Source organism: Rathayibacter sp. AY1D1, from assembly GCF_002932635.1.
Taxonomy (GTDB): Bacteria; Actinomycetota; Actinomycetes; order Actinomycetales; family Microbacteriaceae; genus Rathayibacter.
In genome coordinates, this window is record NZ_PSVY01000053.1 from 1 (window position 1) to 8,796 (window position 8,796).

Consider the following 8,796-nt stretch of genomic DNA (forward strand, 5'->3'; position numbering starts at 1 on the left):
GCCGCCGGCACGACGTCCGCCGGGAAGAAGCGAGGAGCCTCCGGCTCCCGCACGCCCTCCGCGCCCCGTGCCGCATCCGCCCCGCGCACCCCCCGCCCGAAGCAGCCGCCCGCTCCGCCCTCGTCCGCGTGGATCGCCGGCGTCCGCGGCTCGGGCTTCACGCTGCTGGTGATGGGGATCATGATCCTCGCGGTGGTCGTGCTCGCCCCGAGCATCAAGAACTTCGTCGAGCAGCGCGCCGAGATCGCCGAGCTGCAGCGCTCGGTCGACGCGGCCAAGACCCAGGCGCAGAACCTCGACGAGCAGCGCACCCGCTGGTCCGACCCGGCGTTCATCCGCGCGCAGGCCCGCGAGCGGCTGTACTTCGTGATGCCCGGCGAGGTGAGCTACCTCGTGCTCGACGACGTGACGCTCGCCCAGCAGGCGCAGCAGCCCGCGAGCGACACGGTGCAGGAGACCCCGAGCGACTGGGCCGGATCCCTGCTGTCCTCGATCGCGGTCTCGGGCCTCGGCGAGCCGACCGCCGATGAGCTGACACCGACTCCGTAGCTCCCGCCCGACCCCGTCGCCCCCGCCCGGCCCCGCGTACACTGGAGCGTCCTCCCGGCCGTCCGTCCTCTGGAGCCCCCGTGACCACGCCCCCCTTCGATCCGCCGTCCGAGCGCGACATCGCGGTCGTCTCCGCCCAGCTGGGCCGTCCCGCCCGGGACGTCGTCGGGATCAGCGCCCGCTGCGTCTGCGGCGACCCGACGGTGGTCTCCACGAGCCCCCGCCTGTCCGACGGCACGCCGTTCCCCACCTTCTACTACCTGACCCACCCCGCCGCGACGGCCGCGATCTCGCAGCTCGAGGCCACCCAGGTCATGGTCGAGTACAACGCGATGCTCGCCGAGGACGAGGAGCTGCGCGAGGCGTACGCCGCTGCGCACCGGGCGTTCCTGGCCGACCGCGAGAGCGTCGGCTCCGTCCCCGAGATCGCGGGCATCTCCTCCGGGGGCATGCCCTCGCGGGTGAAGTGCCTCCACGCCCTCGCCGCGCACGCCCTCGCGGCGGGCCCCGGCGTCAATCCGATCGGCGATCTGGCCCTGGCCCGCGCCGACTGGTCTCCCGAGCGCTGCGCCTGCAGGCCGCTCGACGCGTAGCCGCTCCTACCGGAGCCACGGAGGCGCCACCACCGGCGCGCTCTTCGCTAAGCTGATTCCCAGTCGGGGTCAGTGCTGCCCACCGCATCGAGAGCGGGCACTTCGCATTGCGTGAGGGTGTTCGCATTGTCCATCCCTCTTGGAGAGTCAACCGTGCCCAGAATCCTGATCGTCGGAGGCGGCTACGCCGGCTTCTACACCGCGTGGAAGCTCGAGAAGCAGCTCCGCCCGCACGAGGCAGAGGTCACGATCGTCGACCCGCTGCCCTACATGGCGTACCTGCCCTTCCTCCCCGAGGTCGCCGCGGGGTCGATCGAGCCGCGCCACGCGATCGTCTCGCTCCGCCGCCACCTCAAGAAGACCGCGATCCTCGCCGCCAAGGTGACGAAGATCGACCACGCGAACCGCACCGCGACGATCACCCCGACCGTGGGCGAGCCCTACGAGTTCGAGTACGACCAGATCGTCGTCACCGCCGGCTCCGTCTCGCGCACCTTCCCGATCCCGGGCGTCGCCGACAACGCGATCGGCCTGAAGACGATCGAGGAGGCGACCGCGATCCGCGACCGCATGCTCACGAACTTCGACAAGGCCGCGTCGCTCCCCGCTGGCCCCGAGCGCTCGCGCCTGCTGACCGTCACGGTCGTCGGCGGCGGGTTCGCGGGCATCGAAGTCTTCGCCGAGCTGCGCTCCTTCGCGAGCGCGCTGCTCAAGCGCTACCCCGAGATCGACTTCGAGGAGACGCAGTTCCACCTCATCGAGGCGATGGGCCGGATCATGCCCGAGGTCGCCCTCGAGACGAGCCACTGGGTGCTGAAGAACCTCGACCAGCGCGGCGCCACCGTGCACCTCGACACGCAGCTCAAGTCGGCCGAGAACGGCGTCATCCAGCTGTCGACGGGCGAGAGCTTCGAGTCGGACCTCATCATCTGGACCGCGGGCGTCATGGCGAACCCGTCGATCAAGAACTCCGACCTGCCCATCGAGGAGCGCGGCCGCCTGCGCGTGCGCGCCGACCTCCGCGTCGGCCACGACGACGTGCTCGTCGAGGGCGCCTGGGGCGCCGGCGACGCAACGGCCGTCCCCGACCTCACCGGCGGCGGCGTCGGCGGCTTCTGCGTGCCGAACGCCCAGCACGCCGTCCGCCAGGGCAAGCTCATGGCCAAGAACATCACCGCGGTGCTCCGCGGCGAGGAGCCGGTCGACTACGTGCACAAGAACCTCGGCGCGGTCGCGGGCCTGGGCATCGGCATCGGCGTGTTCCAGTCCGGCAAGATCGCTGTGAAGGGCTTCCCCGCCTGGGTGATGCACCGCGGCTACCACGGTCTCGCCATGCCCTCGTGGGAGCGCAAGTTCCGCGTGGTCTGGGGCTGGTGGAACAACCTCTGGCTCGGCCGCGACATCGCCTCGATCGAGGCCCGCGAGTACCCCCGCGGCTCCTTCGAGACCTACGCGTCGCGTCCGCGTCCGGCTGCCCCGGCCGCCGAGGCTCCGGCCGCGCAGGCCCCGGCGCAGATCCCCGGCCAGGCCGGTGCTCCGGTCCCGGTCGGCGGCGAGCCCGCCAAGTCCTGACACCGCCGCCGGGAGGATCGCTCCTCCCGGTGGTCGCCCCCATAGCCCAATCGGCAGAGGCAGACGACTTAAAATCGTCTCAGTCTGGGTTCGAGTCCCAGTGGGGGCACTCCGTCCGACGCGCCGCTCTCTAAGCGGCGCGGGCGTGCGCGCTGCGTCGAGCGGGCTCGAGCAGCCCGGCCTCGAGGGCCTGGGTGATCTCGCCCGGGGTGCAGTCGGCGCAGAGCACGACGAGCTCCTCCTCGGTGTCGCGGCCGCCGGAGCGGTCGAGGACGACGGCGTCGGTTCCGCAGAGTGCGCATTCGATCATGCGGGTACCGTACGTCCGACCTCCGACATGCGCGCGGCAGCGCCCCGGCGCGTCCCGCCCGGATCCGACAGGGCGCCGGGTGCGCCCCCGGACCGGTCGTCCGTGCGGCCGGAGGAGCCCGGTGTTCGGGAATCGGACGAGGATCCCGCGCGCCCGCGCCGCCTCGCCTAGAGTCGTCACCGGGCGGTTCCGAGCCCGGGCGCCCGCGTCCGGATGCGAGCCGCCCGGTCCACGGCGGGCGCCGGAACGGTCCCGCTTCTCGTGCCCGCGGGCACCGTCATGCACCGCCCGGCGACGGGCGGCCGGGAGGCCCCCATGGGGAAGCTGCTCTACGGAGCCTCGGGAGTCGAGATCGAGTTCGACGACCGCACGCTCACGCACGTCCAGATCGTCATCGCCAACAAGCTGCGCCGCCGCGAGAGCTTCTTCTTCTCCTGGCGGGACGACCCCGCGGTCGGCGACGGCCGCTCGAGCATCTGGCTCGACCCCTCCGTGCCCCTCTACTTCAAGTACTTCGGTGGACGGGTCCCCTCGATCAACCGCACCTGGATCGACCTGCTGACCGTCTCGGCGAACTCGTCCGGCGGGCTGCAGCTCGTGCAGGAGCCGGACGCCGCCCCCACCCCGCCGCCGAAGGGCGAGCAGGGCGCCTGACCCCCACCCGCCACGCCCCGGAGAAGAGCCCCATGCAGCGCGACGTCTCGGCCCGCCTGACCCTCGACGTCGCGGCTCCGGCCGCCCTCGTCCTCTCGATCGCGGTGGCCGACGCGTACGGGGCGGAGGAGTCGCTGACGCTCACCGTCGACGGCCGCCCGCTCCCCGCTCGCGAGGTGATCGACCAGCACGGCACCCGGCTGCACGTGCTCGACGCACCGGTCGGGCACCTCGTCGTGGATTACTCCGCGCGCGTCCTGGGACGCCTCGCTCCGCTCGAGGGCGACGAGGTGGACCGGCTGCGGTACCTGCGGCCGAGCCGCTACGCCGAGTCGGACGTGCTGTGGGCGACGGCCCGGGCCGAGTTCGCCGGCCTGGCCGGGGCGGACCTCCTGCACGCGGTGAGCTCCTGGGTCGGCACGCGGCTGGCGTACGTCCCCGGCTCGAGCCTTCCGACGGACGGGGCCGAGCGGACGCTGCTCGCCCGCCGCGGAGTCTGCCGCGACTTCGCGCACCTCGTCGTCGCCCTCCTCCGGGCGCTGGACGTGCCCGCCCGACTGGCGGCCGTGTACGCGCCGGGACTGCAGCCGATGGACTTCCACGCGGTCGCGGAGGCCTGGATCGAGGGGGAGTGGCGCGCGGTCGACGCGACGACGCTCGCGCCGCGGTCGAGCCTCGTGCGGATCGCGACGGGACGCGACGCGGCCGATACCGCGTTCCTCGGCGTCTACGGCGGCATCGCGACGCTGCGCGAGCTGACCGTCGGCGCCGTGGCCGACGTGCTGCCGGGCGACGACCTCGACCGGCCCGTCTCGATCGGCTGAGCGGGCCCCCGAGCCCGGCTACTCCGACTCGACGAAGCGCCGCCAGGCCCAGATCGACGTGCACACCGCGCTGAAGGCGACGACGGCGAAGAGCACCGGACCCGCTCCACCGTCGGTCGACCAGGACGCGATGGTCGGGGTGAGCAGCACGAACAGCACGGTCGTCGCGAGGAGCGTGAGCCCGAGCCAGAGCAGCGGGGACCAGCGCAGGATGCTGCGGCCGGCGGGGCGCCCGACCGGGAACAGCAGCACCACGCTCGAGCCGACCGAGATCAGCGTGGTCGCGCTGAGCACCTCCGCGGCGAGCACGGAGCCGAACGAGCCGTCGGGCGGGACCACGGCGGAGGCGCCCCAGGCGAGTCCGGCGAGGCCCAGCAGCGAGACGACGCGGACGGTGGAGAGCTTCGCCCGGTCGACGGCGGACGCGCCCTCGGGGAGGACGAGGCCGATCACCACGCCGAAGAGGAGCGCCGGGTCCAGTCCCGCGAAGCGCGAAACGAGAGCGGCCGCCGCGACCAGGAGCAGCGCGCGCGGAGCGGCGACGACGCCGATCCCGCTGACGCCGATCCGTCGGCCGACCAGCGCGGGGACGGCGGCGGCGACCGCGTTGACCACGGCGACGGCCACGATGACGGCGATCAGCAGGCGCAGGTAGGCGGGCTGGCCGTCGACGCGTCCCGAGAGCAGGACGAGGCCGGCTGCGCAGCCGATCATCCCGACGACCATCAGGCGCGGCGAGGCGGGACCGGTGTCCGGCTTGTCGTCGTACTCGACGGCGGCGCGGTTGCGGCCCGTGAGGTGCCAGCTGCGGTCGGCGCGGGGCGCCCGCCCGGCCGCGGCGAGGCGGGCCGGCACGACGACCAGGGCGAGCGAGAGCAGAGCGAGCGCGAGGGAGCGCATCCAGTCGGCCATCGAGACGACGGGCGATCCGGCGGACAGCGCGGTGGTCATCCCGGTCGCCGCGCTCCAGCCGCCCGGCTCGGATCCGGCGTCGGGGGCGGGCTGCGGCGGCACGTCACCGCCGTCCACGTCGGGATCCGGGACCGGCGCTGCGGTGGGCTCGGCGGTCGGCTCGTCCTCGGGCGTGGGCGCGGTCTCCCCGGGGCGGACGGGCGACGGGGACGCGGTCGGCGCCGCACTGCTCGGAGCGGGAGACGCGGCGGCCCCGGGTGCGGTGGGCGCGGCACCGGGGGCGGCCGGCGTCGTCGCGCTGGGCGTGCCGGTGGGAGCGGTCGTCGCCGCCGCGAAGGTCACGTCGATCCAGGGGCTCGGCGGGCTGTAGTTGCCGGCGCTGTCCCCAGCGATGGCGGAGACCCGGTGCGCGCCCGCCGTGATCGTGCCGCCGGTGCAGCTCCAGGCGCCTCCGCTGACCGCCGCGTCGCAGGTGTTGACCCGGTCCACGTACACGTAGGCGCGGGTGCCGTCCACGCCCGTCCCCGAGTAGGACGCGCCGCCGAGCGGCAGGGCGGCGCCGTCCGACGGCGAGGTGAGGGCGGGGGCGGCAGGAGCAGCGGTGTCGACCACGAGGGTCACCGGCGCGCTGGCCGGCGAGGCGGCGCTGCCGGCGAAGGAGGCGGTCTGCGTCGCGGTGACGCGGTAGCTGCCCGGCGCCGGAGTGGGGGCGAGCTGGCAGAACCATGCGCCGCCGGAGTCGGCGGTGGCCAGGCACGCGGCGCCGCCGTTCGAGACCGCGGCGACGCTCGCGCCGGGGTAGGCCGTGCCGCGGACCGAGCCCGCGGAGGTCGCCGAGCCGTCGACCGACTCGATGACGGGGGCGCTGAGGACGGCGATCGGGACGGCGGCCGAGGTGGTCTCGCCGCCGGCGAGGAGCTCCACCGCGACCAGGGTCGCCGGCCCGTCGTCGAGGGAGACGGCGCAGCTCCAGCCGCCGTCGGGGCCCGCGGTGGTGATGCAGAGGGGGTCGCCGCCGCCGCGGAGCCCGATCTGCACCTGGTCCCCGGCCGTCGCCGTGCCGGTGACCGTCGTCGCTCCCGTGCTGAGGACCGCGCCGGAGGAGGGAGCGGTGATCGTGAGAGCGGCGGCCTGCGCGGCCGGAGCGGCCAGCCCGGAGACGGAGGCGACGGCCGCGAGGAGCACCAGCAGCAGGGCGGCCGTGCGCCGCGGGGATCGGCGGAGTCGGGGCACCGGCACGACCGGTGAACCCCCCGGTACTGCCACGTCGACGCCCGATTTCACGATGCGTCCATTGCACGGGGGCAGGGGGGAGCTGTCAAGCGCGCCGCACCACTGTTCCCGGATGTACACCATCCGGAGGAGGCGTCTCAGCCGGTCGGGGGAGTCGGGGAGATCCGGGAGAGCGCTTCCGCGAGAATATACCCGTCGATCAGATCCGGAGGACAGTGGAATGCGCGAAGACGAGGCCCGCGGGCGCGATCGGCGGGAGGTGCGCGTCGAGGCTGCGCGCTTCGACGATCCGCGCGAGCTGGGCGCACTCCTGCCGCCGGGCCTGCGCATCGGACTGGCGCAGAGCGCCTTCCAGACGGAGGGCTCCCTCGAGACGGGCGGCCGCGGCCGGTCGGTGTGGGACGACTTCGCGCTGCGACGGGGGACGATCGCCGAGGAGGCCACTCCCGAGATCGCGACGGACTTCCTCCTGCGCTGGCGCGAGGACCTCGCGCTGCTGGTCGATCTCGGCGTCGACGAGCTCCGGCTCTCGGTCTCGTGGCCCCGGCTGCAGCCCGACGGACGCGGGCCGATCGACCGCGGAGGGCTCGGCTTCTACGACCGCCTGCTCGACGGGCTCGCCGAGACGGGGATCCGGGTCGCGCTGACCCTGCACCACCGCGACACCCCGTCGGCGCTCAGCGGCGGCTGGATGAACCGCGACACCGCGTTCCGCTTCGGCGATCTCGCCTTCGAGCTCGGCGGGCGGTTCGGCGACCGGGTCGCTGACTGGATCACCCTCGACCAGCCGTCGACGGTGATGCTCGAGGGCTACGCGCTCGCGCGGCAGGCGCCGGGCGCCGGCCGGCTGTTCAGCGCCCTGCCGGCGCTGCACCACCAGCTCCTCGGGCACGGCGTGGCGCTGGAGGCGCTGCGGGCGGCGGAGGTGACCGGGAGGATCGGCCTCGTCGACGCGCTCGCGCCCGTCGAGCCCGCCTCCGACGACGACCGGGACCGCGCCTTCGCCTCCCTGGCGGACGTCCTGCGGAACCGCCTGGTGGCCGACGCCGTGCTGACCGGGTCCTACCCGGTCGGACCGGAGGAGCTGCCGCCGTTCCTCGGCGCCCTCGCGCAGGCGGATCCGGTCGACCTCGCGCGCATCTCGGCTCCGCTCGACTTCTACGCGGTCGCGCCGCTGCCGCCGCTGCGGATCGTGGCGGGCCGCGACCCGGCGCTGCCGACCGGGGTGGGCGCTCCTCCCGCGCTCCCCTTCCACACGGCGCCCTGGCCGGAGCTGGACCGCACGGGCGACGGCTCGCCGGTCGCACCCTGGGCGGTGGTCTCGGTGCTGCGGTCCCTCGTGGAGCGCTACGGCGACGCCCTGCCGCCGCTGGTGGTGACCGCGCTCGGCGCGAGCTACTCCGACGAGCCCGATCGCGAGGGTGCGATCGTCGACACGGAGCGGATCCGCTGGCTCGGGGCGCACCTGGCCGCTCTCGCCGAGGCCGTACACGACGGACTGCCGGTGGAGGCCGTGCAGCTCTGGACCCTGGTCGACGCGTTCGAGTGGCAGCACGGCTACAGCCGCCCGCACGGGCTCGTGGCCGTCGACACGCGCAGCCGGGACCGCGTGCCCAAGGCGTCGTTCGACTGGCTCCGGCGCGTCCTCGACGCCCGCTCCTGACGCGGGGGCGTGCGAGACTGCCGCCGTGCGCAGCATCCTCGCCCTCGCCTCCGTCCTCCACGCCGACCCCGCCCCGGTGCTCGCCGCCCTCGCGGACGTCCTCGCCGCCGACGGCGCCTACGAGCGGCGGGGGAGCGGGCTCGAGCGCCGGCTCCCCGTGCTCGGCGTCGAGCAGTGGCGGGTCCTGGCGGACGAGGAGGGGGCCCGGGTCGAGTGCGAGCTGGTCGCCGCACCCGCCTCGTCGGCGCTCGCCGGGGTCCTCCTCCGGCGGCGGATCCGCGAGGCGCCGGACCGGTTCCGCGCGGTCGTGACCGCGGTCGCCGACGCGGTGGAGTGACGCTCCGGGGACGCCCGCGCGGGTCCGCTCCGACCCCCGCTCTCCGCTCCGCCCGCCGACCGTCAGGCCGCCGACCCCGCCGATGCCGGAGAGCGCGGCGATGCGTCCGCGGGAGGGCTTCAGTCCTACCAGGCCGCAGGCCGCGGCGG

At 74.7% G+C, this 8,796-nt stretch carries 9 protein-coding genes and 1 tRNA gene; 8 read left to right on the forward strand and 2 right to left on the reverse strand.

Annotated features, from left to right (window positions below):
- From C5C56_RS17010 to C5C56_RS17025, 4 genes are all read left to right on the forward strand, one after another.
- Window positions 1–549 (forward strand): septum formation initiator family protein (locus tag C5C56_RS17010; RefSeq protein WP_308471514.1); only part of this gene is annotated, 549 nt, incomplete at its 5' end.
- An 80-nt stretch (window positions 550–629) separates the two neighbouring features.
- Window positions 630–1,142, forward strand: a complete 513-nt coding sequence (locus tag C5C56_RS17015) for a DUF501 domain-containing protein (protein ID WP_104227430.1) — start codon at window positions 630–632, stop codon at window positions 1,140–1,142.
- Window positions 1,143–1,295: 153 nt separating this feature from the next.
- Window positions 1,296–2,714, forward strand: coding sequence for an NAD(P)/FAD-dependent oxidoreductase (locus tag C5C56_RS17020; RefSeq protein WP_104225019.1), 1,419 nt, complete (start codon window positions 1,296–1,298; stop codon window positions 2,712–2,714).
- 35 nt (window positions 2,715–2,749) lie between these two features.
- Window positions 2,750–2,823: transfer RNA gene (locus C5C56_RS17025), tRNA-Leu, on the forward strand.
- Between the two features lie 21 nt (window positions 2,824–2,844).
- On the opposite strand, the gene C5C56_RS17030 is transcribed toward C5C56_RS17025, so the two are convergent.
- Entirely contained in the window at window positions 2,845–3,024 is a 180-nt protein-coding gene (locus C5C56_RS17030; RefSeq protein WP_104225020.1) for a hypothetical protein, read from the reverse strand.
- A 315-nt stretch (window positions 3,025–3,339) separates the two neighbouring features.
- On the opposite strand from C5C56_RS17030, the gene C5C56_RS17035 reads away from it, so the two are divergent.
- Together C5C56_RS17035 and C5C56_RS17040 are read left to right on the forward strand one after the other, a co-directional pair.
- Window positions 3,340–3,678 carry an ATP-dependent DNA ligase gene (locus tag C5C56_RS17035; protein ID WP_068211888.1) on the forward strand — a complete coding sequence of 113 codons (339 nt, stop codon included), beginning with the start codon at window positions 3,340–3,342 and terminating at the stop codon, window positions 3,676–3,678.
- A 32-nt stretch (window positions 3,679–3,710) separates the two neighbouring features.
- A complete protein-coding gene (locus tag C5C56_RS17040; RefSeq protein ID WP_104273843.1) occupies window positions 3,711–4,502 on the forward strand; it encodes a transglutaminase family protein in 792 nt (263 codons plus the stop codon).
- Between the two features lie 18 nt (window positions 4,503–4,520).
- Here the strand turns inward: C5C56_RS17040 and C5C56_RS17045 are convergent, their stop codons facing one another.
- Window positions 4,521–6,647 carry a hypothetical protein gene (locus C5C56_RS17045; protein WP_181137627.1) on the reverse strand — a complete coding sequence of 709 codons (2,127 nt, stop codon included), beginning with the start codon at window positions 6,645–6,647 and terminating at the stop codon, window positions 4,521–4,523.
- Between the two features lie 220 nt (window positions 6,648–6,867).
- Here C5C56_RS17045 and C5C56_RS17050 point away from each other — a divergent pair, with 220 nt between their 5' ends.
- The gene (locus C5C56_RS17050; protein WP_181137628.1) at window positions 6,868–8,310 is read left to right on the forward strand and encodes a glycoside hydrolase family 1 protein; all 1,443 of its coding nucleotides are present in this window, start codon (window positions 6,868–6,870) and stop codon (window positions 8,308–8,310) included.
- A gap of 25 nt (window positions 8,311–8,335) precedes the next feature.
- Entirely contained in the window at window positions 8,336–8,647 is a 312-nt protein-coding gene (locus tag C5C56_RS17055; protein WP_104250106.1) for a hypothetical protein, read from the forward strand.
- Window positions 8,648–8,796 lie beyond the last annotated feature (149 nt).